The sequence below is a fragment of the Micromonospora alfalfae genome (assembly GCF_022230925.1).
GTDB classification, from domain to species: Bacteria; Actinomycetota; Actinomycetes; order Mycobacteriales; family Micromonosporaceae; genus Micromonospora; species Micromonospora alfalfae.
In genome coordinates, this window is record NZ_JAKKFH010000018.1 from 154,376 (window position 1) to 179,626 (window position 25,251).

At 71.7% G+C, this 25,251-nt stretch carries 21 protein-coding genes; 10 read left to right on the forward strand and 11 right to left on the reverse strand.

Going from position 1 to position 25,251, the window contains the following annotated elements:
* Positions 1-4: 4 nt before the first annotated feature.
* The 4 genes from MED01_RS15920 to MED01_RS15935 form a co-directional block, all read right to left on the reverse strand.
* Positions 5-1,675, reverse strand: coding sequence for a CDP-glycerol glycerophosphotransferase family protein (locus MED01_RS15920; protein WP_238669346.1), 1,671 nt, complete (start codon positions 1,673-1,675; stop codon positions 5-7).
* Between the two features lie 33 nt (positions 1,676-1,708).
* Positions 1,709-3,226 (reverse strand): bifunctional cytidylyltransferase/SDR family oxidoreductase, encoded by a 1,518-nt coding sequence (locus MED01_RS15925; RefSeq protein WP_238669347.1) that lies wholly within the window; start codon positions 3,224-3,226, stop codon positions 1,709-1,711.
* Between the two features lie 146 nt (positions 3,227-3,372).
* Complete coding sequence (locus MED01_RS15930) at positions 3,373-4,149, reverse strand: ABC transporter ATP-binding protein (RefSeq protein WP_036412239.1); 777 nt, start codon at positions 4,147-4,149, stop codon at positions 3,373-3,375.
* 34 nt (positions 4,150-4,183) lie between these two features.
* Positions 4,184-5,077, reverse strand: coding sequence for an ABC transporter permease (locus MED01_RS15935; RefSeq protein ID WP_238669348.1), 894 nt, complete (start codon positions 5,075-5,077; stop codon positions 4,184-4,186).
* A gap of 180 nt (positions 5,078-5,257) precedes the next feature.
* Between MED01_RS15935 and MED01_RS15940 the strand changes: the two genes are divergently transcribed.
* From MED01_RS15940 to MED01_RS15950, 3 genes are all read left to right on the forward strand, one after another.
* A complete protein-coding gene (locus tag MED01_RS15940) occupies positions 5,258-5,896 on the forward strand; it encodes a TetR/AcrR family transcriptional regulator (RefSeq protein WP_238669349.1) in 639 nt (212 codons plus the stop codon).
* A gap of 110 nt (positions 5,897-6,006) precedes the next feature.
* A complete protein-coding gene (locus tag MED01_RS15945; protein WP_238669350.1) occupies positions 6,007-8,127 on the forward strand; it encodes a DUF6077 domain-containing protein in 2,121 nt (706 codons plus the stop codon).
* Between the two features lie 356 nt (positions 8,128-8,483).
* A complete protein-coding gene (locus tag MED01_RS15950; protein ID WP_238669351.1) occupies positions 8,484-10,241 on the forward strand; it encodes a CDP-glycerol glycerophosphotransferase family protein in 1,758 nt (585 codons plus the stop codon).
* A gap of 105 nt (positions 10,242-10,346) precedes the next feature.
* On the opposite strand, the gene MED01_RS15955 is transcribed toward MED01_RS15950, so the two are convergent.
* On the reverse strand, positions 10,347-10,685 hold the full coding sequence (locus MED01_RS15955) for a DUF952 domain-containing protein (RefSeq protein WP_238669352.1): 339 nt from the start codon (positions 10,683-10,685) through the stop codon (positions 10,347-10,349).
* Positions 10,686-10,798: 113 nt separating this feature from the next.
* Between MED01_RS15955 and MED01_RS15960 the strand changes: the two genes are divergently transcribed.
* The 3 genes from MED01_RS15960 (at position 10,799) to MED01_RS15970 (ending at position 13,294) form a co-directional block, all read left to right on the forward strand.
* On the forward strand, positions 10,799-11,110 hold the full coding sequence (locus tag MED01_RS15960) for a hypothetical protein (RefSeq protein ID WP_238669353.1): 312 nt from the start codon (positions 10,799-10,801) through the stop codon (positions 11,108-11,110).
* An 87-nt stretch (positions 11,111-11,197) separates the two neighbouring features.
* Positions 11,198-11,854 carry a response regulator transcription factor gene (locus tag MED01_RS15965; RefSeq protein ID WP_091401433.1) on the forward strand — a complete coding sequence of 219 codons (657 nt, stop codon included), beginning with the start codon at positions 11,198-11,200 and terminating at the stop codon, positions 11,852-11,854.
* A gap of 9 nt (positions 11,855-11,863) precedes the next feature.
* Complete coding sequence (locus MED01_RS15970) at positions 11,864-13,294, forward strand: sensor histidine kinase (protein ID WP_238669354.1); 1,431 nt, start codon at positions 11,864-11,866, stop codon at positions 13,292-13,294.
* Between the two features lie 10 nt (positions 13,295-13,304).
* Here the strand turns inward: MED01_RS15970 and MED01_RS15975 are convergent, their stop codons facing one another.
* From MED01_RS15975 to MED01_RS15990, 4 genes are all read right to left on the reverse strand, one after another.
* Positions 13,305-14,261 carry a TAXI family TRAP transporter solute-binding subunit gene (locus tag MED01_RS15975; protein ID WP_238669355.1) on the reverse strand — a complete coding sequence of 319 codons (957 nt, stop codon included), beginning with the start codon at positions 14,259-14,261 and terminating at the stop codon, positions 13,305-13,307.
* 64 nt (positions 14,262-14,325) lie between these two features.
* Positions 14,326-15,078 (reverse strand): hypothetical protein, encoded by a 753-nt coding sequence (locus MED01_RS15980; protein ID WP_238669356.1) that lies wholly within the window; start codon positions 15,076-15,078, stop codon positions 14,326-14,328.
* A 106-nt stretch (positions 15,079-15,184) separates the two neighbouring features.
* Positions 15,185-15,982, reverse strand: coding sequence for a peroxide stress protein YaaA (gene yaaA / locus MED01_RS15985; RefSeq protein ID WP_238669357.1), 798 nt, complete (start codon positions 15,980-15,982; stop codon positions 15,185-15,187).
* A gap of 65 nt (positions 15,983-16,047) precedes the next feature.
* Positions 16,048-17,703 (reverse strand): ArnT family glycosyltransferase, encoded by a 1,656-nt coding sequence (locus MED01_RS15990; RefSeq protein WP_238669358.1) that lies wholly within the window; start codon positions 17,701-17,703, stop codon positions 16,048-16,050.
* Positions 17,704-17,877: 174 nt separating this feature from the next.
* Here MED01_RS15990 and MED01_RS15995 point away from each other — a divergent pair, with 174 nt between their 5' ends.
* Complete coding sequence (locus tag MED01_RS15995; protein ID WP_238669359.1) at positions 17,878-18,918, forward strand: App1 family protein phosphatidate phosphatase; 1,041 nt, start codon at positions 17,878-17,880, stop codon at positions 18,916-18,918.
* Between the two features lie 13 nt (positions 18,919-18,931).
* Here MED01_RS15995 and glgB read toward each other — a convergent pair whose 3' ends face one another.
* Together glgB and MED01_RS16005 are read right to left on the reverse strand one after the other, a co-directional pair.
* Positions 18,932-21,034, reverse strand: a complete 2,103-nt coding sequence (glgB, locus tag MED01_RS16000) for a 1,4-alpha-glucan branching protein GlgB (RefSeq protein WP_238669360.1) — start codon at positions 21,032-21,034, stop codon at positions 18,932-18,934.
* Positions 21,022-23,217, reverse strand: a complete 2,196-nt coding sequence (locus MED01_RS16005) for an alpha-1,4-glucan--maltose-1-phosphate maltosyltransferase (RefSeq protein WP_238669361.1) — start codon at positions 23,215-23,217, stop codon at positions 21,022-21,024. The genes glgB and MED01_RS16005 overlap by 13 nt, the downstream gene beginning before the upstream one ends.
* A 177-nt stretch (positions 23,218-23,394) precedes the next feature.
* On the opposite strand from MED01_RS16005, the gene MED01_RS16010 reads away from it, so the two are divergent.
* From MED01_RS16010 to MED01_RS16020, 3 genes are all read left to right on the forward strand, one after another.
* The gene (locus MED01_RS16010; protein ID WP_238669362.1) at positions 23,395-24,339 is read left to right on the forward strand and encodes an inositol-3-phosphate synthase; all 945 of its coding nucleotides are present in this window, start codon (positions 23,395-23,397) and stop codon (positions 24,337-24,339) included.
* Positions 24,340-24,454: 115 nt separating this feature from the next.
* On the forward strand, positions 24,455-24,853 hold the full coding sequence (locus MED01_RS16015) for a fluoride efflux transporter FluC (RefSeq protein ID WP_238669363.1): 399 nt from the start codon (positions 24,455-24,457) through the stop codon (positions 24,851-24,853).
* Positions 24,853-25,248: a fluoride efflux transporter FluC gene (locus MED01_RS16020; protein ID WP_238669364.1), complete on the forward strand. Its 396-nt coding sequence runs from the start codon at positions 24,853-24,855 to the stop codon at positions 25,246-25,248. Before MED01_RS16015 ends, MED01_RS16020 begins: the two co-directional genes overlap by 1 nt.
* Positions 25,249-25,251 lie beyond the last annotated feature (3 nt).

A 25,251-nucleotide genomic window follows, 5' to 3' on the forward strand; every position in this document is an offset into this window, starting at 1 on the left:
GCGGCTACGCCGGTGTGGACGCGGCCAGTGTCTCAGCCGGTGCCAGCTCCCGGCGGGCGGCGGTCAGGAACGCCTCGGCGTACGCCTCGGCCGGGAAGTCGCCCAGGTAGCGGCGACGGGTGGCCCAGCGGGCCTCGGCCAGCGGGTCGGTGTCCAGCAGTGCGCTCAGCACCTCGTCCACGTTGGACATGTCCCGACGCAACACGTAACCCGACCCGGCCAGCGGGAACCGCTCCACGAACCGGTCGCCCTCGTCGCCCATGTCGGTGACCGCGTACGGCTTGCCGGAGTAGAGGAAGTCCGAGATCACGCCGGACACGTCGGAGACCAGCGCGTCGGCGGAGTTGACGCACTCGGTCAGGCTCAGCTTCCGAGCCGACGCGCCGACCACGTGCTGGCGGCCGGTGCGGGCCCGGTCGGCGACGAGCAGCTCGGTCAGGCGGCCCAGTTGGCGGGCCGACGCCGGGTTCTGCGTGGTGTACGGGTGGGCTCGCAGGATCACCGTCGCGCCGCGCTCCAACAGTCGGCGCAGCAGGCTTTCGGCCACCGGCAGCGAGCAGTAGTCGGCGTCGGCGTTGTGCCCGGTCCAGGTTGGCGTGTAGAGCACGGTCGGGTGCGCCAACCCTCTTGCCGGCTCCGGGCGTACGTCGATCGACTCGACCTGTGGGCGACCCACCACCACGAACTTGTCCGCCGGGATCTGCACTCCGGCGCGGGCGTACCTGTCGATCGCCGCCTGCCCGGCCACGAAGATCCGGTCGAAGATCCCCGACACCGGGTTGGCGCTCGGCGCCTTGTCGCTGTCGCCGTGGTGCAGCTGGATGTGGGTGAGCTGGGTGAAGCGGACACAGTGGCTGTTCTTCGCACCGTGGTTGACGTAGAACGCCGCCCGCAGGGTCGGCACCAACGCCTCGTCCAGCGCCCCCAGGGTGGGGCAGTAGACCACCGGCGCGTCGGTGGCCGCCGCGATCGGGGCCAGGAACTCCGGCTCACGCAGCACGACCAGGAACGGCCGGCCGATCCGTTGCAGATACGGCAGCCACATGGTGACCTGGTATTCCGAGCCGGGAGGCGCGGAGAAGTAGAGCAGGAATTCCGGCTGGTGCCGGCGCAGCGCGGCGGCCACCGACCCGCCCCCGGACCGTGGGCGGAACCGTCGCCGGGCGAGGTCCAGAGCGACCGCACCGGCGCCCGCGCCGACCAGCAGGCTGGCGGCCAGGGCCACACCGGCCGGCAGGGCGAGCGCGGCGGCGAGCGCCACGGCGGCGAGCAGCCCGAGCAGGGCCGTGCCGAGCCGGTCGGCGATCAGTGGCGTCCAGGCGCGTACCGGAAGGTTGGCCGCCCGGATCTCCAGAGCACCGGCGGTGCGCAGCGGCCCCACCAGCAGCACCAGCCCCAGCAGGACCAGCCCGGTGGCGACAAGCGCGAGGTCGAGCCCGTCGTCCAGCCGCCGGGAGTAACCGACCAGGATCGCCGCGGCGATCAACGCGGTCTCCGCCACCAGGTCGGCGCTGGGCCGGATCCGCTGCTCGGCGGCCGAGGCGGCCAGCGCGGCGACCGCCAACGCCAGCCCCCAGCCGGTGGCGCCGGTCAGCGCCAGCACGACAAAGGCCAGCACTGCCAACCCGGTGGTCAGGCACCGGGCGGCCAGCTTTCGGACCAGGTCGCCGCGCATGTCGCTCCGTTCGTGGTTCCGCAGCCGTCGACGTCAGTTGGTGGACGTCGCGCCGGCCGGTGCCTCGACCCGACCCGACCCGGACTGCGTCGGCACGCTCGGCGTGGGCCCGTCGCCGGGCGCCCGGCGTACGTCGATCACCTGACCGGTCAGGTCGGAGATCAGCACGTCCAGCGACGACTGGGCGACGGCCTCCGCGGCGAGCAGGGTGTGCTCCGGCTCCTCGCCGAAGGCCCGCGTCCGCATCGGGGTGGCGGTGCGCTCCGGGTTGATGCAGTTGACGCGGACGCCCACGTCGGCCCACTCGTCGGCGAGCGCCTGGGTGAGGTTGACCAGGGCGGCCTTGGTGGCCGAGTAGAGCGCGTAGCGGGCCCGGCCCCGGGTGTAGGAGCTGGAGGTGTAGAGCAGCAACTGGCCCTTGGTCTGCTGGAGGTACGGAAGGGCCTGGCGGGCGATGGTCACCGGGCCGACGAAGTTGACCTGGAGCAGCCGGTCCATGGTCTCCTCGTCCATCTCGGCGAGGGCGCCCTTCTCCAGGATGCCGGCGGTGACCACCACGTGGTCGATCCGGCCGGTGGCCTCGAAGGCGGTCGTCAGCGCGGCCTCGACGTCCTCGGCCCGCTCCACGTGGGTGCCCGTGCTGGAACGGCTGAACGGGAAGACCTGGGCGCCGTAGCGCCGGGCCAGCTCGGTCAACTCGTGGCCGATGCCGTAGCTGCCGCCGAACACCACGATGGTCCGGCCGGTCAGCTCCTCGCTGTAGCTGCGGTGGTCGGTGAGTCGGGGCGCCTGCGCGGCGGCGAGCTGGAAGAGCTTGTCCGCCAGGTGCACGTCGACCGGGTGGGTGACCTTGATGTTCTCGTCCGAACCGTCGATCACCTTGATCGGGGTGCCGGGCAGGTAGCGCAGCACCACGCCACAGTCGTCGGTGGCGGCGAAGTCCGGGTCGTCCTCGGCGATCTGGTACGCCGCGCGGATCGTGGGGGAGCGGAACGCCTGCGGGGTCTGACCACGGCGCAGCCGGGAGCGCACCGGGATGTCGGTGATGCAGTCGTTCTCGTCGACCTGGATGATCGTGTCCGCGGAGGGGATTGCCACGTCCACGGCGTCGTAGCTCCAGAGCGCGTTGACGCACTCGCGCACGATCCGGCCGCTGAGCAGCGGGCGCACCGCGTCGTGGAAGAGGATGTTGCAGTCTTCCGGGCCGACAGCGTCCAGCGCGATCCGGGTGGTGGCGTTGCGGGTGTCACCGCCCTCGATCACCTTGGTGACCTTGCGCAGGCCGGCCTTCTCGACGATCTGCTGGGCGTCCTCGAGGTGGCCGGTGGCCATCAGCACGATGATCTCGTCGATCTCCGGTGCCGCCTCGAAGACCGCCAGGGTGTGCTCGATGATCGGCTTACCGGCGATCTTCAGCAGCTGCTTCGGGATGCCGAGGCCCAGTCGGGTCCCGGTGCCGCCGGCCAGAACCACCGCCACTGTCCGTGCGGGCCGCCACGGTGTCGGGGTCTCCGCTTCGGCGTCCGGGCCAGGGGTCTGGTCCTGCGTCATTGCCGGATCCTCACTCTCAGGGATGCGTTAACGGAAGGTTCCGCCCGAGCGGCGACGGAATGAACCTTAACGCGCGGACCGCGTCGCCCCAACGCGGGCGACGCGGTCCTCGGGTGCCATGTCGGCGCTGGACGTTCGGCGGAACTCTACTTGCTGTTCGCGTACGCCTCGTACGCCCGGATGACCTCGTCGGTGGGGCCATCCATCCGGATGACGCCCGATTCCAGCCAGATCGTCCGTTCGCAGGTGTCCCGTACGGAGGAGAGCTGGTGGCTGACCAGGAACACCGTTCCCGCGCCCTCCCGCAGCTCCCGCACCCGCTGCTCGCTGCGCTTACGGAAGCCCTTGTCGCCGGTGGCCAGCGCCTCGTCGATGAGCAGCACGTCGTGCTTCTTGGCGGCGGCGATGGAGAACCGCAGCCGGGCCGCCATGCCCGACGAGTACGTCCGCATCGGCAGGCTGGCGAAGTCACCCCGCTCGTTGATCCCGGAGAAGTCGATGATCCCCGCGGCCTGTTTGGCAACGTCGTCGGGGTGCATGCCCATGGCCAGGCACCCGAGGACGACGTTGCGTTCGCCGGAGAGGTCGTTGAGCAGGGCGGCGTTGACGCCCAGCAGCGACGGCTGCCCCTGGGTGTGGATGGCGCCCCGGTTCACCGGCAGCAGACCGGCGATGGCCCGCAGAATTGTGGACTTGCCGGAGCCGTTGCTGCCGATCAGCCCGATCGCCTCACCCCGGTACGCGGTGAAGGAGATGCCCTTGACCGCGTGCACCTCCCGGACGTTCGGCGCATGGGTGCGCTTGACCAGCCGGCGCAGCGCTGCCACCGGCGTGGTGCCACCGGCGGCGCCCTGGTGCACCCGGTAGATGATGTGCGCGTCGTCCACGACCACTGTCGGGATGCGCTCCTGGGTGCGGGTCATCGTCGCGCTCGCCTCGGTGGGGGCGTCGAAGTGATCAACCACGGCCGTACTCCTGTTCGCCGCGCCAGAAGTAGATGAAACCGCCGATGCCGGCGACCAGCGCCCAACCGGCGCCGACCAGCCAGAGCTGGGCCAGCGACTCGTTGAGCAGCGGCGCCTCCTCGAGCAGCGCGTACCGCGCCAGCTCGATGTAGACCAGCAGCGGGTTGTACTGCACAAGGGTCGTCGCCCAGCCGGGCAGCCGGTCGAAGAGGCTGACGCTGTAGAGGACGCCGGAGCCGTACATCCAGGTCCGCATGATGAACGGCATGACCTGCTTCAGGTCGCTCGACTTGGCGCCCAGCCGGGCCACCAGCAGCACCACGCCGGCGTTGAACACCGCCTGCAGCAGCAGCGCCGGCACCAGCAGCAGCCACTCCCAGGTGAGCGGCTCGCCGGTGACCAGCACGATGCCGACCAGCACCACCATCGAGGCCAGCAGTTGCTGGAACTGGGTGATCGTGGTGGACAGCGGCAGGCTGGCCCGGGGGAAGTGCAGCGCCCGGATCAGCCCGAGGTTGCTGCTGATCGACTGGGTGCCGGCCAGGACCGCGCTCTGGGTGAAGTTGAAGATGAACAACCCGGTGGTCAGGTAGGCGATGAAGTTCGGGATGCTGTTCTGTGCGAGCACCACCCCGAAGATCAGGTAGTAGACCGCCGCGTTGGTCAGCGGGGTGAGCACCTGCCAGAGCTGACCCAGCTTGGCGTTGCTGTACGAGGCGACGAGCTTGGCGTTGGCGTACGCGGCGATGAAGTGCCGGTAGGCCCAGAGTCGGCGGCTGTACTCGACGAGGCTGGGTCGCTCACCGGCGACCCGTAGCCCGTGCCGAGCGGCCAGCTGCGCCTGGGTCAGGCCCGTGTCGGGGTCGACCAGCGCGGTGGTGGCCATGGAAATGGCGCTCCGATCTTTCGTGCAGACGGGGGTTGCTCGCGACGATCGAATCCTAGTGGGAAATTTGCGCGGGGCGCCGCCTCGTCGCTGCGAGGACAGTAGTCCGAAACACGTCGGGACGCAACCGTACCGTCGTTGCGCTACGCTGTCCGGCGTGACCTGCGATAAGAGCCCTCGATGACCACCGAAAAGAGGCGGGCGCCGGCCGGCGCCGCGGTGCTGCGTGACGAGATCACCACGGCGATCCGCCGGGCACTGATGCAGGAGCTCGCCGCGGTCGGCTACGGCCGGCTCTCCATCGAGGCGGTGGCCCGGCGGGCCGGCGTCAGCAAGACGGCGATCTACCGACGGTGGAGCTCGAAGCTCGACCTGGTGCTGGAGGTCGTCGCCGCTGCGGCACACGGCAAGCTCCCCGCACTGGACACCGGCACGCTGCGCGGTGACCTCGCGCTGCTGTTCCAGGCGGTGGCGCACGCGCTGCGCCACCCACTGGCGTCGCAGATCATTCCGGATCTCCTGGCCGAGGCGGCGCGCAACCCCAGCATCGACGCGACACTGCGTCAGGTGCTGCACGCCCGGCAGCAGGAGATCGGCGGTCACCTGGTCACCCGGGCCGTGCAACGTGGCGAACTGCCCGCCGACACGGAGCTGGACGCCGCCGTCGACCTCATCGTGGGGCCGCTCTACTGGCGGCTCGCCATCGCCCGTCTCCCACTCACCGACGGCTACCTCGACAATCTTGTCGAATCAGTGGCGGCCGGGCTGGGCGCCGACAGCGCGCTGCCCCGTCCCCGGGCGGCCCCGGTCTCCGGCTGACCACGCCCGCGACACCCCACCACACGGAAAATGGTTCGGCTACCGGTCTCCGCTACGCTGCCCCATTGACACCCGGCCGTAACCGTGCCGAAGCCCGCCCTGCTCCCCAGATGAGAAGGACACCCGTGGCCAACGTCGACAGCATCGCCGTCGCGCCCACCGGTTCGGACCCGGCACCGAGGTCCGACCAGGCTCCCCAGCCCTCCAACGGCACCGGCCGGGCCCCGACGGCCCGGGTCCGCGCGCTGGTCGCGGCCGCCCCGGTGCTGCTCACCGATGGCGCCGTGGTGGCGTTCGCGCTCTGGACCGTTCTCTACCACCTGGCCTTCCTGTTCGGCCTGGCGCCGTCGGCGACGTTCCTGATCTGGGTCGGCGGCTGCCTGGTGGTGCTCGCGGGTTGGCTGTGGCGCCGCCGCCGGGGCCGTACGTCTTCCGCCGCTGGTGGTCCTGCTGATCAGGAGGTCGTCGAGGGCGCCGCCCCGACGTATCCGCGTCCGCTGTTCGCAGTGGTGCTCGGCGCGGGCACGGTCGCCGCGGTCACGGCGGGGCTGACCACCGTCAACGACGGCGTCGGGGACGGAATCCCCTGGTGGATCCCCGGTGGCTTCGGCGCTGTCGCCGCGGCGGGGGCCATGTTCCTCGTCCGACGTCGCTGGCTCGCCACCCCGGCCGGCGACGCCCCGGCGGCCGCCGCGACCCCGCTCTCGTCGGCGTACGCGGTGATCGTTGCTGTCCTGGCCGCGATCTCGGGGCTCTTCTTCGCGCGCAACTCCGTCGACGACGCCTTCTTCCTCGGTAAGTCGGTCTGGGTGGCCGAACGCGACGAGGTGCCGCTGCGGGATTTCCTGTTCACCGACGGCGTCGCACCGGCGATGAACTCCCAGCCGCCTGTGCCCTCGATCGAGGTCTTCTACGGCGCCTTTGCCCACGTCTTCCACCTGCACGCCGCCTCCGCCACGTGGTTCATCGTGACGCCGGTCATGTCTGTCCTGGCGGTGCTCGCCCTGTGGCGGCTGGTGCAGCGCTGGGCGCCGCGCCGCGCCGTGCTCGCCTTCAGCGTCGCTGTGGCCTACCTCTACCTGGTCGCCGGCGAGGACGCTGCCCTCGGCACCTTCCACCTGACCAGGCTGCACCAGGGCAAGACCATGTTCGTGGCGGCGGTCGTTCCGCTGATGTGGGTCTACCTGACCGAGTGGTTCGACTCGCGTTCCCGCCGAGGGCTGATCCTCATCGCAGCGCTCTCCATCGTGGCCACCGGCCTCTCCACCACCTCCGCGATCGTCCTTCCGCTGCTGGTCGGCGGCGCGGTGTTCGCGATGATGCTGGTCGGCCGTTGGCGGGACGCGATCCTGGCCGGGGCGGCCGCGCTGGTCTACCCCCTCGGCGCGACGGTCTGGTCGCGGCTCAACGCCGGCCCCATCACCGAGAACGCCGCCGCGGCCTTCTACGACGCTGAGGTCACCTACCGGCGGACCATCCTGTTCGGTGTGCTCGGCGTGATCGGTGGCCTGGCCCTGTGGCTCGGCCCCCTGGTCACTCGTCGGCGGACGCCCCAACTGCTCGTCGCGGGCAGCACACTGGCGATGAGCGTGCTGCTCTTCCCCGGTGTCCTCGAGGCGCTCAACAGCCTGACCGGCATCGGCGTCGTGCTCTGGCGGATGCCGTGGATGTTCGCCCTCCCGGCGGTGATCGGCATCCTCTGCACCGTCGACCTGCCGCGCCTGCGGGCGTTCGGGAGCGCCGCGATCGCTGTGGCACTGGTCGCTGGCTTCGCCGTCCTCGGCACGCCCATGTGGTCGCCGAAGAGCTATGTGACGGTGCACGAACAGCCGGTCTGGAAGCTGCCCCAGCAGCGCAAGTTGATCGTCTTCTGGATGACGCGGCTCGACCGGCCCGACGGCGTGGTGCTGGCCCCGTCCACCCTCATGCACACCGCCCCGATGGTGACCAGCAGGATGCGGGTGGTCAGCCCCAACGACCGCTACCTGCCCGACTACGGCATCGACTCGCCGTTCGCCCAGGACCGGCTGAAGTTGGTGGCGCTCGCCAACGGCAAGCCGGAGCTCGCGCCGGTCTCTGAGTTGGCCGGCGCGATCGAGCGGCTCAATGTCACCACCATCTGTGTCTATTCGGGCAACCAGGTGGCCCGGGACCTGGCTCCGCAGCTGGGTTTCCAGCAGTTCGCCACCCGCAAGCGGCCGGGAGCGATGACCTGTTTCCGGCGCGGATGAGGTCTGGCGCCCACCCCTCGTGCACAGCGCGTGGCGAGGCGCGCCGGACCGTACGGCTACCGAGTTTCTGACCGGAAAGGGCATTGATACCTGAGCGGCGTCCCGATGTCCCCTCGCGTTAAGGTCATAGGTGCACGAGCGGCACGTAGGGGATGTGGTCACCGCCGTGCGGGCTGTGATGCGGGAGTTCAGACATGGGTTGAGGCTGCCAACTGTCGACAGCTGTCCAGTTCCGCAACAGTCACTCAAGGTGATGGGCGGCGAACCGGGCGCGACGCCTCAGTTTGTCCTCGTCGGGTTAAGCCGTGACGAATCCAGGCCCTGCCCGTAACCGATCTAGTAGGGAGCGAAATTCGTTGTTCGGCACGTTGACAGGACGCCTCGGGGTGGCCGCCCAGAGTGCGCTACTGGTACTGGCCTACCTGGTCATGCTCGTCGGTGGCGTATTCGGTTGGGTCGGCCTGTTCGCCGTCGCCGGGTTGGCCGCCATTCTCGGCGAGTTCGCCGTCGCCCGCTGGTCACCGCCATCGCAACTGCTGTTGGAGAAGGTGGGCCTGCACTGGTCGTACCGGCAACTGACCCGCGACCTCGCCGCCGTGTTGCTGGTCGTCGCCGAGGTACGCCTCAGCGGCGGCGAGCTGACCCTCCTGCTGGTGCTGCCGGCCGCGGTCTGGGTCGTGTCGGTCTTCGCGGGTGCGCTCTCCACCATGATCGAGCGTCGTAACCCGCTCTCCGCCATGGTGCGCAACATCGAGCTGGGTCCACTGTCCAGCGCCCCCCAGCCGCCCGCCTGGGCAGCGGCGGTCGCCGGTGACCGGATGCCCCTGCTCAACCTGCTGCTGGTGCCGGCCGGCGTGGCCGCCGCGGTGCAGCACGATCCGACGCCGTTCTTCGTGGCCGGCGCGGTGGCGGTCGTGGCGACCGGTCTGGTGGGCGCCATCATCGCGCTGACCTGGCTGCGGGGTCGGGGCGCCGGGCAGGGCCCGTTGCTGCCGGCGGTCCAGCGCTGGCTGGACAACTACCGGCCGGAGGTGGCGCTCTACTTCGCCGGCCCGGCCAAGGACGTCTACCAGGCGAACATGTGGCTCGCCCCGGCCGAGGCGCTCCAGCAGCGCGCGGTGGTGCTGATGCGCAGCCGGGAGGCGTTCCTGGAACTGGCCGACACCCGGCTGCCGGTGATCTGCGTACCGGCCGGCGTCGACTTCATGAACCTCGACCTCGGCGGGATCCGTGCGGCGCTCTACGCCGCGAACGTGGGCGCGAACATCCACATGCTCCGCGAGCCGGGCACGAAGCACGTCTTCGTCGGGCACGGCGACAGCGACAAGCAGGCCAGCGTCAACCCCTACAGCAAGGTGTACGACGAGGTCTGGGTCGCCGGCCTGGCCGGCCGGGAGCGCTACGCGCGGGCCGGCGTGGGAGTGCTCGACTCGGACATCGTCGAGATCGGTCGGCCGCAGCTCGCCGGGGTGCACACCTTCGGCGCCGAGTCGGTGGACCGGCCGTTCACAGTGCTCTACGCGCCCACCTGGGAGGGTTGGCTCGACGACGACCCGTACCACACCTCGCTGGTGCTGATGGGTGAGCGGATCGTCAAGGGACTGCTCGCCACGAATCCGCGGGTCCGCCTGATCTACAAGCCGCACCCGCTCACCGGTTCGCGGTCCAGGGCGGCGAAGGCCGTGCACGACCGGGTCGTCACGGCGATCCGCGCGGCCGGCGGCAACCCGGACGCGTCCTCGCTGGACGGCACCGAGCACCTGGTGGTCACCGGCCGCACGCCGGCGCTGTTCGACTGCTTCAACCAGACCGACCTGCTGATCAGCGACGTGTCCAGTGTGGTGTCCGACTTCGTGCAGAGCCAGCGGCCGTACGTGGTGGCCAACCCGGCCGGCCTGTCCGAGGACGACTTCCGCCGCGAGTACCCGACGGCGCGGGCCGCGTACCTGCTCTCCAAGGACTGCGGCGAGCTGGAGAAGATCGTGTCGGTCACCCGGGCTGGTGACGACCCGATGACCGAGGCCCGCCGGGAGCTGAAGACCTACCTGCTCGGCCCCGCCGAGGCGAACCCGATGGACCGGTTCCAGCAGGAGATCGACCGGCTCTGCCACTGAGCCCCGTCGGTGCGGCACAGCGCCCGGCCCGACACTGTCGGGTCGGGCGCGTGCGTGTCAGCCGGTAGGGCCGCCACGGATCAGGCCAGCAGAGCGCCCACCGGGTCAGCCCAGCAGGGCGGCCACCGCGTCGGCGGCCGGAAGGCCCGCCGGCAACGCCCGCGCCGCCACCACCGCCGCGACCGGCAGCGGGCCGTACACGTGCGGGAAGAGCTGACCGCCGCGCGACGGCTCCCACCGCAGCGCGTCACCCAGTCGCTCCTCCTCGACGCTGAGCAGAGTCAACCCGGTCGCCCCGGTGAAGTGCCGTCGCGCCGTCTCGACCACCTGGTCGGCCCCGGAGAGATGGATGAACCCGTCCTGCCGGTCGACAGCGGAACCGGTGAAGGAACCGGCGGCGAGGGCGTCGTCCCATTCGGCGCTCGACAGCAGTTTGTAGATCACCACGGCAGCCTACGGTGCCGTGGTCGGCGCGCCCGCCCGGTTTTCGCCGGTACGGCCGCGCCCGTCGCCTCCCGCCGGGCATGCTCAGGTCAAGGGCCGCGGAGGGATGGGCGATGCAGAGCTACGACGATGACTGGACCGACAGCCAGCGCGCGCTGTACGACGAGTGCTACCGGGCCGGCGGCGAGTGGGCCGATGACCCGGACACGTCGTCCGACGACGTGCAGCACGTGATCAACCTGGCCGAGGCGGACGATGACGCCTTCCAGGATGCCGAGATCGACTATCCGGCCCTGGTCGACGCGGTCACCCAGGCCAGCGGGGTCAACGTCACCAGCGTGCCGGCCAGCCACGAGGACCCGGGCTTCCGCGGGTTCACCGACGGCGTCCGGGACGCCATCGCCGACGACACCTTCGGCCTGTAGCCCACCCGGCGCGGGTGGGCGGCCTCCCGGTCCGCGCGCACTTCTGCCACCATTCGCAGAACAGCGCTGCGACGGACGGGGGCACGGGTGCGGATCCTGCTGGTGGAGGACGACCGCCGGGTGGCCGCTGCGCTGTCCTCCGCCCTCACCCGCCGGGGGTACGAGGTCGAGCACGCCGCCACCGTCGCCGCCGCGCTCTCCGCCGCCCCCTGTGACCTGGTGCTGCTCGACCTGACCCTGCCCGACGGGGACGGGACGGACCTGTGCCGGGAGCTGCGTCGGCGCAGCAGTCAGCTCGGCATCATCGCGGTGACTGCCAGGGGTGAGGAACGTGACCGGGTGCTGGGTCTGCGCCTGGGCGCGGACGACTACGTGGTCAAGCCGTTCTCGATGGTGGAGTTGCAGGCCCGGATCGAGGCGGTGTTGCGCCGCGCCGCGAACGCCGCGCCCGAGCGGCACCTCATCGAGGCCGGGCCGGTCCGCATCGACGTGGCCGCGCGGACGGTGACAGTCGACGGCCGTGCCGTCACGTTGACCCGCAAGGAGTTCGACGTGCTGCTCTCGCTGGCCCGCCAGCCCGGGGTGGCGGTGCCCCGCGATCGGATCCTGCTCGACGCCTGGGGCACCACCTGGGCCGACCGGCACACCGTCGAGGTGCACGTGGGGTCGCTGCGCGGCAAGCTCGGCGACGCCCGCCTGGTCGAGACCGTACGCGGCGTCGGTTACCGGCTGCGCGACGCGTGAGGAGCTGACGTGCGCCGTCGCCTGGTGATCAGCTATCTGCTGCTGATGGTCCTCGTCCTCATCGCGTTGGAGACCCCACTGGCCGCCACCATGGCCAGCCGGGAGACCGAACGGGTCCGCGCCGACCGGCTCGCCGACGCGACCCGGTTCGCCTCGCTGGCCGGCCCGGCGTTGCGGGACGGCGGGCCCGGCCCGATCGAGTCGGAGCTGACCAGCTACGACGACCTGTACGCGATCACCGCCGCGATCGTCGACCGGGACCGGAACATCCCGGTCTCGTCGCCGAGGTGGCAGGCCAGCCCGGGGACCACGACAGTGCTGGACGTCGCGCTGTCCGGGCAGCAGACCAGCGCCCCCGAGTCGGTCTGGCCCTGGACGACCGACCCGGTGGTGGTGGCGGTACCGATCAACGACGGGGGTGAGGTGCTCGGAGCGGTGGTGATCGTGACCCCGGCCGGCCCGATCCGCCGAGCCGTCGTCGCGTGGTGGCTGCTGCTCGCCCTGGCCGGCCTGCTCGCCGTGCTGGCGTGCGTGCTCACCGCGTTCGGGCTGGCCGGTTGGGTGCTGCGCCCGGTCACCGAACTGGACGCGGTCACCCACGAGATCGCCGAGGGCGACCGGGGCGCCCGGGTGCAGCACCGGTTGGGACCGCCGGAGCTGCGGCGCCTCGCGGCCAGCTTCAACCACATGGCCGACGTGGTCTCCGATGTGATGGACCGCCAGCGTGCCTTCGTCGCGCACGCCAGCCACCAACTGCGCAACCCGCTCACCGCGCTGCGGCTGCGGGTGGAGGAGTTGGGGCCCAGCCTCACCGACCCGGACGGCCGGTCCGAGCACCAGTTGGCCCTGGAGGAGACCGACCGGCTCGCGCTGGTGCTCGACGCGCTGCTGACCCTCGCCCGGGCCGAACGGGAGGAGAACGAGCGCGTCACAGTGGACGCCGCCGCGGTGGCCGCCTCCCGGGTGGCCGCGTGGGCGCCGCTGGCCCGGCACCGGTCGGTCGCGTTGCGGCTGGCCACGACCGACGCCCCGGCGTACGCGCAGACAGTGCCGACCGCCGTCGACCAGGCGTTGGACGCCCTCATCGACAACGCTGTGAAGTTCAGCGGGGCGGGCGGGGCGGTGACGGTGACCGTGGCGCGCCGCGACGGCGGGGTGGCGCTGGAGGTCCGCGACTCCGGCCCCGGCATGACCGAGAGTCAGCTCGGTCAGGCGACCGAGCGGTTCTGGCGGGCCCCGGACGCGCAGAACGTGGAAGGCGCGGGGCTCGGTCTGACCATCGCCGCCGTGCTGGTGGACGCCTCGGACGGGCGGCTCACCATGCGCCCGGGGGAGTCGCGGGGGCTGATCGCCGCCCTGTGGTTCCCGACGCCGACCCTTCCGGTGGAGCCGGCGGAGGAGGAACCTGCCGCTGACCTGCGACCCTCCCCGGCGCGGTGAGGGTCGGCCGTCACGGTTTGGTGGCGCGGTACCAGGACGCGGCGCCGGGGTGCAGCGTCAGCGGCGCGGTGACGATCGCCGAGCGGGGGCTCATCCGTCCCGCCGCCGGATGGGCGGCGGCCAGCTCGGCCCGGCGTTCCATCAGCAGCCGGGTCACGTCACGGACCAACGGCTCCGGCAGGTCGGCCCGGACGATCAGGTAGTTCGGGTCGGCCACTGTGGTTACCGCGTCCACCCCGTACACCGAGCGGGGGATGTCCCGGGAGACGTAGACCTGGCCGTAGCGTGAACGCAGCGGCTCGGTCCACTCGCTGAGGTCCACGATCCGGATGGCGCTGGCGTCCGCCAACTCCTCGATGCCCCGCACCGGCAACCCGCCGGAGAAGAAGAACGCGTCGATCCGTCCGGAGCGCAGCGCCGCCACCGAGTCGTCCAGTCCGAGCCGTTCCCGGCGCACGTCGTCGCCACCGAGGCGGGCCACCTCCAGCAGCCGGGTCGCGGTGATCTCGGTGCCCGAGCCGGCCGCGCCGACGGAGACTCGCCGGCCGCGCAGGTCGGCGACAGTGCGGACCGGGCCGCCGCTCGTGGTGACCAGGTGCAGTTGGTCGTCGTACACCCGGGCGACGGCGTCGACAGTGGGACTTCCCGCCGTGCTGGCGGGCAGTACGTCGGCCTGGGTGAAGCCCAGCTCGGCCCCGCCGGAGCCGACGAGTTGAACGTTCTCCGCCGAGGCGGCGGTGATCACCACGCTGGCCCGCACGTCGGGGAGTTCCCGGTTGAGGATGGCCGCCAGGGACTGCCCGAACGCGTAGTAGACAGCGGTGGGGCTACCGGTGGCGATCCGGATCGACGTCGGGTCGATCGGGGTGTCCCGGCAGCTGGCGACGGCCAGGTTCGCGATCAGCAGCACCGTCGACAGGGCGGCCAGGCCGGCGCGGCGGGACGAGGTACGACTCACGCGGTGCACTGTGCGCCGTCGGGCGGGTGCGCGCAAGCCCGGGTCGGCGATGCGCCGGACGGTCGGAACCCGATCAACACGCCGCGCGAGCTGCCGGTGCCAGGCCCGCGCCCCGCGCTGACGCCGGGGTCACCCCGCGCGCCGTCGCCGTCCCGGGTTCCGCCATCGGGGCGCGTGCCGGCTCCAACGCCGCGCTGCGCAGGATCCGTTGCCGGTCCGGGCCGTCGGCCACGCTGACCAGGAAGCAACCGGTGCCGGGGCGGAGCCGGGCCGGCACGTCGAGCACTGCCGCGCCCCGGATCAGCACAGCGGCCAGCTCCCGGTCGGTGAGCCGCACACCGAGGATGTGCCGCCGGACGTGCCGTCCGGCGGCCAGCAACGCCGAGCGCCAGGCTGCCTCCGCCAGGCGGGTCACCAACCGTCGGCGGGCCGGTGAGGCGCCGGGCAGCGGCCCGCCGAGCAGCTCGCGTCGCCCCTGCCACCAGCCCGCGTCCAACATCCGGGTGTACGCGCCCTGGTGCTCCCGGGGCACCCACAGCCGGTGCAGCTCGTAGCGGCGACGCAGGCCGCCGACGGCCACCTCGTGGGTGACCGGGATGTCCAGCCGGTTGAGCAGTTGCCGCATCCGCTGCGCGGCGTCCTCCCGGTTGAACTCCACCCCGGCGGTGTGCTCGGCGCGTACCGCGCTGGGCCGGGCGGCGGTCGGTGGCGGTGTGCACCGCAGCAGGCAGGCGGCCTCGAACGCGTCGCCCAGCGTCAGCCAGCCCAGCGGGGATGGGGTGGTCGGGGTGTGGGGCCGGTCGAGCAGGGCGGGTTCGTGGGTCAACGGAGGCTCCCTTGTCGGAGTCTGGGTTGCCCTACCGTGGCCCCTGGCACGCCGTTTCGGAACTCCTCCGGCCCAGCCTTGAGCAAATCTTGCGGCTGGGGTGCCGCTAAAGATCGGTGACCACCAGATCCACCTGGCGCACCCGGCCCGCGGCGGTGGCTTGCTCCAGCACTGTGTGCTTCAACTCCCGCAGGGTGCCCACCAGCTCCGCAGCGGTGCGCGGACGAGCGCCGGCGACGAGCAGGTCCCGGACCAGACGCCCCTTTGTCGCCTTGTTGAAGTGGCTGACCACGGAGCGGACCGGCACGCCGTCGACCTCCCGCTCGTGCAGAACCCGCACTGTGACAGTGCGCTCGGCCGCTTCACCGCGCGGCGTCCAGGTGGCCGCGTACGCGCCGGAGCGAAGGTCCAGCACCGGGCCGCGCCCGGCGGCGGCGTCCACCGCCGGCGTCAGCTCCCTGCGCCAGTACGTCGACAGCGCCCCGACGTCGGGCAGGCGGGCGCCGATCGGGCAGCGGTACGGCGGAATCCGGTCGGCCAGTCGGACCGCGCCCCACAGCCCGGAGCTGATCAGGATCGACCGGCGGGCCGCCCGTTGCGCAGTGGGCGGCAACGAGGCCAGGTCCAACGCCTCGTAGAGCACCCCGGTGTAGAGCCGCTCGGCCGGCGCGGTGGCCGCCTCCCGCAGGCGGGCGTTGCGCCGCAGCTCGCCCCGCTGGCCCTCGCTGAGGCCGAGCGCCGCTCGCGCGGCCTCCTCGTCCGGCCCGGCGCACAGCGCCACCAGGGCGTCCAGAACCCGTTGGCGGGCCGGGTTCAGCTCGGGCAGTGAGAGCCGGTCCGGGGCCCAGCGCCGTCCGGTGCCGGCGTCGGCTTTCCCCTCCGAGGGCGGCAACAGGATGAGCATGGGTCTCCTCGACTGGCGAAGCGGCGGCGCCCCACGCGCCGGCCCGGCCAGCGTACGACCAGCCCCTACCGCCAGGGCCGCACCGGGGTGTCGGGGTGGTACACGCGATAGCCGCCGACCTCCCGTACCGGCGCGGCGTCGGCCCGGTCGGCGAGCAGCCTGCGCAACCGCCGGTCCATCGGCGAGTCGATCTCCACCACGTAGCCCGGCCGCTCGGCCCGCCCCACCTGCCGCCAGTACGGCCGGTAGCGGTTCTGCCCCGGCGACAGGTCACCGTCGAGCACCCCGCAGACCACCGACTCATCCGTGTTGAAGATCAACCGGTTGCAGGTCCAGTAGTCCCCGTACACCTCGTGGGGTCCGTCGGCGCGCAGCGCGGCGGCCAACTCCCGGGCCTGGCGCTCCTCGGTCCGCGACGCCGCGGTGCCGGTGGCCGCGAACAGCACGGTGGTCACCAGGGTGATCACTGTCAGCGCGGCCAGTACGGCGGCGGACAGCGCGCCGGTGAACCGCCCCAGCACGCTGCTGGTGCCCCGCCAGGCGGTCAGCGCCGCCACCCAGAGCGGCCAGAGCACCGCCGGCAACGACAGTTGCAGCACCGACAGGTAGCGGGCGTTGTCCAGCGGGCTGGTCGCGGCGAGCGGACTGCGCACGTACGACAGCAGTGTCAACGCCGCGCCGGCGATCAGCGCGAGCTGCACGACCGGCCCGACCCGGTCCCCACGCAGCCCTCCGGCCCCGCGTCCGGCCCGCTCCCCGCGCGGTGCCCCGGCGGCGCGACGGTACGCGAGCACAGCGAGTGCGGCGCCGGCCAGCAGCAGCACCGGGTAGAGCACGCCGAACCACTGTTGCCAGCGTCCGCAGCCGTCCACCGGGCAGAGCCCGTGCGCCAGCGGCACCCCCTCCAGCAGGCCGCCCCGGATCCGGTCGGACCACTGCGGTTGCGGCCCGGCCTTGGTGCTGACCTCCCGGAACACCGACAGCGAGTCCTCACCGGGCCCGGCCCGCAGGTTGTCGACGATCATCGGGGCCACGCCGACGACCACCCCCGCCACCAGCAGCAGACCGGACCATCCGAGCAGCTCCCGCCGTACCGCCCAGACCAGTGCCAACCCGGCCACCGCGAGGTACGGCAGGATCAGCCAGTCCGACCAGACGGCAAGTCCGACGAGCAGCCCGAACAGGCCGATCGCGAGCCGACGGCGGTGCACGGTGCCGGCCGCCAGCCCCACGGTGATCAGCAGCATCAGCAGCACCGCCGGCTTCACCTCCGGCCTCCCGCCGACGACGGTGAGCTGGTCGCGCACCACCCGCTCCGGCCCGAGCGCGAGCAGACCCACCACGAAGGCGGCGAACCACGGGGTGCCGAGCCGGCGGGTCAGCCGGTGGATCAGGTAGAGGAAGATCGCGTACAGCGCGAGCATCGGCAGGCGCAGCACCGGCCAGCTCGGCCCGGCCAGCGCCACCAGGGGAGCGGCCAGGTACGACTCCAACATCCCCATGTAGTGCTGGCCGTAGAGAAAGACCGGGTGTTCCCGACCCTGCCCGATGTGCAGGGCGGCGAGGCCGAAGGTCGCCTCGTCGCTGTTCGACACCGGCACCGTGAACAGCGTCAGGACCAGCCGGTAGACGACACCGGCGAGCCCGAACAGCAGCGCGACGAGCGCCGGCCGATCGAGTCGCGGGCGCCGTCGCCCACTGTGCTGCTCTGGATGCGACACGACCAGCGCCCCCGTCGTCGTCCCGACCGGAGTGTTTCACGTTCGGCCGGGTCGCCGAGGTGGATCGGCGCAGCCGGGGTGGGGCTGGACCGACTCCACGGCGGGCGGGCCGCAGCGGCGCGGCCGGGGTCGGCTCGCGTGGCCGTGGCTGTCGACGTGTGGCAGGGTTGGCGCGTGCCACCCACTCCCGCCGGCCAACTGGCCGTTCCGAACCTGCACCGGGCTGCGCGGATCGAGGACGCCGTGCACCAGCTCGTCGAGCGCCGGCTGCGGCGCACCGGCTGGCGGGTCAACATCGTCGCGTACACCGGCTACGGCGCGCCGGGTTGGGTGCGGGTGATGTGTCGGGTGCTGCTGGGCCGTCCGGACACCCGCCAACGGGGTCGGCTGGACAAGGTCCGCGGCTGGCGCAGCTTCACGACGCTGCCGAACAAGCACGTCACGGTGACCATCGAGGCCGGCGGGGTGCGGCACGAGACGCGGGCCGACCGCAGCGGCTTCGTCGACACGCTGGTCGAGGCGGACCTGCCGCCCGGTTGGGGCACGGTCCGGCTCAGTGTCCCGGACGCCGAGCCGGTCGACGCCCCGGTGCGCATCCTCGACCCGGAGGTCAAGTTCGGCATCATCTCCGACATCGACGACACGGTGATGGTGACCGCGCTGCCCCGGCCGCTGCTCGCCGCATGGAACACGTTCGTGCTCGACGAGCACGCCCGCAACGCGGTGCCCGGCATGGCGGTGCTCTACGAGCGGCTGGTCACCGCGCACCCCGGCGCACCGGTCTTCTACCTCTCCACCGGGGCCTGGAACGTGGCGCCCACGCTGACCCGCTTCCTGTCCCGGCACCTCTACCCGGCCGGGCCGCTGCTGTTGACCGACTGGGGCCCGACCGCCGACCGCTGGTTCCGCAGCGGCATGGAACACAAGCGGGTCACCCTCGCGCGGCTGGCGAAGGAGTTCCCCGACGTGCGCTGGCTGCTCGTCGGCGACGACGGCCAGCACGACCAGGAGATCTACCGGGAGTTCGCCGCCGCCCACCCGGAGAACGTCGCCGGGGTGGCGATCCGCAGGCTCTCCCCGACCCAGTCGGTGCTGGCCGGCACCCTGCCCGCCCCAGCCGGCCGCCCGTCGTCGGGGCCGGTGGGGCAGAAGTGGCTGTCCGCCCCCGACGGCGCCGGCCTGTGGCAGCTGCTGCGCGACGCCGGCCTGGTCTGACGGTCCGGCCGCGTCAGCTTCGGCGCAGCCAGATCGCGCCCAGCGGCGGGACCTGGAGGGCCGCCGAGGCGACCATCCCGTGCCACGGCACGTCCTCGGCGCGTACCTCGCCCAGGTTGCCCACTCCCGACCCGCCGTAGTGCTGCGCGTCGGTGTTGAGCACCTCCTGCCACGTCCCGCCGGCCGGCAGGCCGATCCGGTAGTCGTGCAGCGGCTGGGCGGAGAAGTTCGCCACGCAGACCAGCGTCGAGCCGTCCGGGGCGATCCGGACGAACGACACTGTGTTGTTGGCGACGTCGTCGCCGGCGATCCAGCGGAACCCGGCCGGTTCGGTGTCCTGTGCCCAGAGCGCCGGGGTGTCCCGGTAGACCCGGTTGAGGTCACCGACGAGTCGTTGCACTCCGGCGCGGGCCGGGTCGTGCAACAGGTACCAGTCGAGGCCGCGTTCCTCGCTCCACTCCCTGTCGTCGGCCAGTTCGGAGCCCATGAAGAGCAGTTGCTTGCCGGGGTGCGCCCACATGTACGCCAGCAGCGCCCGCACGTTCGCCAGCCGCTGCCAGGTGTCGCCGGGCATCTTGCCGGCCAGTGAGCCCTTGCCGTGCACCACCTCGTCGTGGCTGATCGGCAGCACGTAGTTCTCGCTCCAGGCGTACGCCAGGGAGAAGGTGAGCTGGTGGTGGTGGTGCTGGCGGTAGATCGGGTCCTTCGAGGTGTAGAGCAGGGTGTCGTGCATCCAGCCCATGTTCCACTTGAAGCCGAAGCCCAGCCCGCCGTCGGCGGTGGGGCGGGTGACACCCGGCCAGGCGGTGGACTCCTCGGCGATCATGACGACGCCGGCGTGGTGCTTGTAGACGGTCGCGTTCACCTCCTGCATGAACGCGATGGCCTCCAGGTTCTCCCGGCCGCCGTACTTGTTCGGGGCCCACTCACCGTGGTTGCGGGAGTAGTCCAGGTAGAGCATCGAGGCGACAGCGTCGACCCGCAGCCCGTCGACGTGGAACTGGTCGCACCAGTAGAGCGCGTTGGCGACCAGGAAGTTGCGGACCTCGTTGCGGCCGAAGTCGAAGACGTACGTGCCCCAGTCGGGGTGCTCGCCGCGCCGCGGGTCGGGGTGCTCGTAGAGCGGGGTGCCGTCGAAGCGCGCGAGGGCCCACTCGTCCTTGGGGAAGTGCGCGGGCACCCAGTCCAGGAGTACGCCGATGCCGGCGGCGTGCAGTTGGTCGACGAGGTGGCGGAACTCGTCAGGGTCGCCGAACCGGGAGGTCGGCGCGTAGTAGCCGGTGACCTGGTAGCCCCAGGAGCCGCCGAACGGGTGCTCCATCACCGGCAGGAACTCCACGTGCGTGAACCCCAGCTCGGTGACGTACGCGGTGAGTTGTTCGGCCAGTTCGCGGTAGCCCAGGCCGGGCCGCCACGAACCGAGGTGCACCTCGTAGACGCTCATCGGCTCCTGGTGCGGCTGCCGTTCGGCCCGCCGGGCCAGCCAGTCCCCGTCGTTCCACCGGTATGTCGAGTGGTGCACCACCGAGGCGGTGGCCGGCGGCACCTCGGCGTACGCCGCGAGCGGGTCGGCCTTGTCCCGCCACTGCCCGTCGGCGCCCAGCACCCGGTACTTGTAGCGGGCCCCGACCCGGGCGTTGGGGACGAACAGCTCCCACACCCCGCTGGAGCCGAGTGACCGCATCGGCCAGCCGTCGTCGGGGCCCCAGCCGGTGAAGTCGCCGATCACCCGCACCCCACTGGCGTTGGGCGCCCAGACGCTGAACGCCACGCCCTCGTCGAAGACCCGGGCGCCGAGCGCCTCCCACAGCCGCTCGTGCCGGCCCTCGCGGATCAGGTGCAGGTCCAGTTCACCGAGGGTCGGCGGGTAGCGGTACGGGTCGTCGTGGGTGGTGCCGTCGACCTCCACCCGGTAGTCGAGCACAGTGCCGTCGACCTGCGCCTCGAAGACGCCCACGTCGTGCACCCGCTTCATCGGGTACCGCTCGTCGCCGACCAGCAGCGCGACGTCGCCGGCGCCCCGGCGCATCGTGCGGATCGTCGTCGAGTCGTCGGCGGGGTGCGCGCCGAGCAGCGCGTGCGGGTCGTGCGTCGCGCCGGAGATCAGCTGGTCCATCGGTCGTCCTTCGGGGCGGGAGCGGTCGGCGCGGAACGGGACGAGCGGGCGGCAGCCGAACGGGCGGCGGACAGCCGGGACGCCACGGTGGCCGGGGTCGTCGCGGCAGCGGTCGTCGTGGCCGGGGTCGTCGTGGCCGGGGTCGTCGGCGCGGTGCCGCCGGAGAGGTCGTCCGGCACCTCGGCGACTGTGAGGTCGGCCGGCTCGGCGCCCGCCGGCTGCGGCGCGGTCGGCGGGGTCGGGCGACGCACTGTCAACACGTGCGCGGGTTGCAGGTACGGGTCGAGCCGTACCGCGTTGCGCTGACCCCAGTCGTAGCTGGTGCCGGTCAGCTCGTCGTGCACGGTGAACCGTTCGTGCCAGTCGAAGCCGAGCGCCGGCATGTCGAGCGTGGTGTTGCCCCACTGCACGACGCGCGGGTCGAACGAGCAGATCACGATGACGGTGTTGCCGGTCTCCGGGTCGTGCTTGGACCAGCAGAGCAACGCCGGGTTGTCGATCTCGTGGAAGCGCAGGTTGCGGAGCTGGTGCAGGGCCGGGTTGTCCCGGCGTACCCGGTTGAGGGTGGCAAGGAACGGCGCCAGCGAGCGGCCCTGCGCCTCGGCGCCGGCCCAGTCCCGCGGTCGCAGCTCGTACTTCTCGTTGTCCAGGTACTCCTCGGCGCCCGGTCGGGCCACGTGCTCGAACAGCTCGTAGCCCGCGTACAGGCCCCAGGAGGGGGAGAGCAGCGCGGCCAGCACCGCCCGGATCTTGAACATCGGCGGGCCGCCGTGCTGCAACGCCTCGTGCAGGATGTCCGGGGTGTTCGGCCAGAAGTTCGGCCGCATGTAGTCGGCCGCCTCGATCAGCTCCTCGCAGTACGCCCGCATCTCGGCGGCCGTCGTGCGCCAGGTGAAATAGGTGTACGACTGGGTGAAGCCGATCTTGCCGAGGCCGTGCATGATGGCGGGCCGGGTGAACGCCTCGGCCAGGAACAACACGTCCGGGTCGACCGCCTTCACCTCGGCGATCAGCCAGTGCCAGAAGTCGAACGGCTTGGTGTGCGGGTTGTCCACCCGGAAGATCCGGATGCCCTCGCCGACCCAGTGCAGCACCACCCGCAGCACCTCGGCCCGGATGCCCTCCGGGTCGTTGTCGAAGTTGACCGGGTAGATGTCCTGGTACTTCTTCGGCGGGTTCTCCGCGTACGCGATGCTGCCGTCGGCCCGGGTGGTGAACCATTCCGGGTGCTCGGTGACCCACGGGTGGTCCGGCGCGCACTGCAACGCCAGGTCCATCGCCACTTCCAGGCCCTGTGCCGCCGCCGCCTGGATGAAGGCCCGGAAGTCCGCCAGCGTACCCAGATCGGGGTGGATGGTGTCGTGGCCGCCCTCGGCGGCCCCGATCGCCCACGGCGAGCCTACGTCGTTCGGCCCGGCGGTGAGCGCGTTGTTCGGACCCTTGCGGTTGACCCGGCCGATCGGGTGGATCGGCGGCAGGTAGAGCACGTCGAAGCCCATCGCGGCAACCCCGGGCAGCCGCTCGGTGGCGGTCGCAAAGGTGCCGGACCGGCCGCCCACCGCTCCCTCGGAGCGGGGGAAGAACTCGTACCAGGCCGAGTAGAGCGCCCGCTTGCGGTCCACCCAGATCGAGTACGTGTCACCGGCGGTGACCAGTTCCCGTACCGGGTGCTCCCAGAGCAGGTCGGCCAGGGCCAGTGCCGGGTCGACCCGCTGCGCCAGCGGCAGGTCGGTGTCGACAAGAGCGGTGAGCGCCTCGGCGACCCGGGGCCGGTCGGCGGTCGGGACGAGACCCCGGGCGGCGGCGAGCACCCGCGCGCCATCGGCCAGGTCGTTTGCCAGGTCCTCCGGCCCCTGCCCGGCGGCGATCTTCTTGGTCACCGCGTTCTGCCAGGTCAGGTACGGGTCCTGGAACGCCTCCACGGTGAAGGTCCACGAGCCGACGGCGTCCGGTGCGATATTGGCGTGCCAGCGGTCCTGGCCGGGCTCGCCGGGGCGCATCCGGGTGAACGGCCGGCTCGCGCCGTCCGGACCAGCCCACACCACGTTGCAGCCCAGCGCGTCGTGCCCCTCCCGGTAGGCGCGTGCCGACACCGGAACGGGCTCGTCGACCACCGCCTTGGCCGGGTATCGCCCGCACGAGACGACGGGGGAGACGTCTTCGATCGGGAACCGTCCAGTCACCCCGCCAACCTACTGCGCGAGATCCGTTCGCGCGCGGCCAAGCCTGCCGGTCCGCCCCGCACGTTGGGCCGCGGGCCAAGATCCACACGACTTCCTTGAAAGCGCGGTGTCGACGCGGCCCGGATGCGGCGGTTTCCTGAAACCCGAGTGACCCAGGAGGTGACGTAGCCTCTCGCCATGATCGAACGGGTGAGGGTCGCGGTTGTCGGGGTCGGTAACAACACGTCGGCACTGGTGCAGGGGCTCGCGCTCTACCGCGAGAGCGGCAGCCTGGTCGGAATCCGCAGGCCGACGATCGACGGGCTCGGGGTGGGTGACATCGACGTCGTCGCGGCCTTCGCCACCTCCAAGGAGAAGATCGGCAGGGACCTGACCGAGGCGATCTTCCTGCCGCCCAACAACTTCCCCCGGCTCAACTGCGACCTGCCCAGAGCGGGTGTGCCGGTCACGAAGGGCCTCGTCGACGCGACCGAGGTGCAGCGGGTGGCAGCGGCGCTGGCCGGGGCTGAGGTGCTGCTCTACTCGGCACCGAGTGGTCGGCCGGAGACCGCCCGGGCGTACGCCGTGGCGGCGCACACAGCGGGTGTCGCCTTCATCAACACCACCGCCGACCCCGTCGCCTGCGATCCACAGCTGCTGGATACCTTCGAAGCTGCCGGTCTGCCACTGCTCGGCGACGACCTGGCCAGCCAGTTCGGCACCTCGGTGGTGCACAACATGTTGCTGCGGCTGCTGGAGGAGCGGGGCCTCACGCTGATCAGCTCCTACCAGGTCAATCTGGGCGGCACCGAAGACTTCCGCAACCTGGTCGAGAACCCCGACTCCAAGAAGCAGTCGAAGCTCAACGCGCTGTCGGGGGCTGACCGCGTCGAGGTGGCTCCGCTCGGCTACCTCCCGCATCTCGCGTCGCAGAAGGTGGCTCACCTCAACATCGAGGCGCAGGGCTGGGGCGAGACAGCGGTGAGCCTCGACGTGAAACTGAAGGTGCACGATCCCAGCGGCGCCGCGGGGGTCAACATCGACCTCATCCGCCTCGCCGCCAGCGCGCTACGGAACGGACGTGGTGGTCACTGCGCCGAGGCGACCTCGTTGCTGAAATCTCCACCTGGAACGGCGATCTGAGCGGGCCCACCGCGCGGCGTCATCACCAGGACCGCGCGGGCGGGGTGTCGACCGTACGGGTGAGGGCCGCTCGACCCGGGGCGGCGGCGGGGGCTGGCGGTGAGTGAATGGGCGAATGACAATCCTCGCGATCGTCGTCGGCGGTGGTATCGGCGCTACCCTGCGTTACCTGCTGGGGCTCGGCCTCGCGCCGGCCACGCCACCGCACTTCCCCTGGGTCACCTTCGTGATCAACATGGTGGGCGCCTTCGCGCTCGGCGCCGTGATGACGCTGCTGGCGGCACACCGGCTGCCCGGCCCGTGGGGCAAGCCGTTTCTGTCGACCGGGCTCATCGGCGGGTTCACCACCTGGTCGCACTTCATCGTCGAGAGCGATCAGCTGATCGGGGCACTGCGCAGTGGGATCGGCATCGCCTATCTCGTGGTGTCCATCGTCGGTGGAGTGCTCGCGGCGGCGCTCGGGGCTCGCCTCGCGGAACTGCGGGTGGGGCATCCGGCGGGACGGGGCGCCTGATGTGGGTGGGCATCGGGGTGTTCCTGGCCGGCGGGCTCGGGGCGCTGAGCCGCGCCGGCGTCGATGCGTTGGTGAAGCCGTGGTGGAGTAGACGGGCCACCGGACCCAGCAAGGCGTTCCCGGCGAGCACCTTCCTGATCAACGTTTCGGGCGCCTTCGTGCTCGGCATCGTCACCGGCTACGCCGTGAAGAACGTCGCTGGGGGAGCGCAGGACTTCGCCTCGATCGTCGGGGTCGGCTTCCTGGGCGCCTACACGACGTTCTCCACGGAGGAGTGGCACTCCCTGGGACTGTTGCGGAAGAATGCCGCCGTCGAGGCGTTCAACGTGCTCGGCAGCCTCGGTGCGAGCCTCGTGCTGGCCGCGCTCGGCCTGTGGATCGGCAGCCTGCTCTAGCCC

Bases quoted from the DNA above. Each gene is read 5' to 3' on its own strand.
- MED01_RS15920 (WP_238669346.1), bottom strand. From the start codon at position 1,675: ATGCGCGGCGACCTGGTCCGAAAGCTGGCCGCCCGGTGCCTGACCACC.
- MED01_RS15925 (WP_238669347.1), bottom strand. From the start codon at position 3,226: ATGACGCAGGACCAGACCCCTGGCCCGGACGCCGAAGCGGAGACCCCG.
- MED01_RS15930 (WP_036412239.1), bottom strand. From the start codon at position 4,149: ATGACCCGCACCCAGGAGCGCATCCCGACAGTGGTCGTGGACGACGCG.
- MED01_RS15935 (WP_238669348.1), bottom strand. From the start codon at position 5,077: ATGGCCACCACCGCGCTGGTCGACCCCGACACGGGCCTGACCCAGGCG.
- MED01_RS15940 (WP_238669349.1), top strand. From the start codon at position 5,258: ATGACCACCGAAAAGAGGCGGGCGCCGGCCGGCGCCGCGGTGCTGCGT.
- MED01_RS15945 (WP_238669350.1), top strand. From the start codon at position 6,007: ATGAGAAGGACACCCGTGGCCAACGTCGACAGCATCGCCGTCGCGCCC.
- MED01_RS15960 (WP_238669353.1), top strand. From the start codon at position 10,799: ATGCAGAGCTACGACGATGACTGGACCGACAGCCAGCGCGCGCTGTAC.
- yaaA (WP_238669357.1), bottom strand. From the start codon at position 15,982: ATGCTCATCCTGTTGCCGCCCTCGGAGGGGAAAGCCGACGCCGGCACC.
- glgB (WP_238669360.1), bottom strand. From the start codon at position 21,034: ATGGACCAGCTGATCTCCGGCGCGACGCACGACCCGCACGCGCTGCTC.
- MED01_RS16010 (WP_238669362.1), top strand. From the start codon at position 23,395: ATGATCGAACGGGTGAGGGTCGCGGTTGTCGGGGTCGGTAACAACACG.
- MED01_RS16015 (WP_238669363.1), top strand. From the start codon at position 24,455: ATGACAATCCTCGCGATCGTCGTCGGCGGTGGTATCGGCGCTACCCTG.
- MED01_RS16020 (WP_238669364.1), top strand. From the start codon at position 24,853: ATGTGGGTGGGCATCGGGGTGTTCCTGGCCGGCGGGCTCGGGGCGCTG.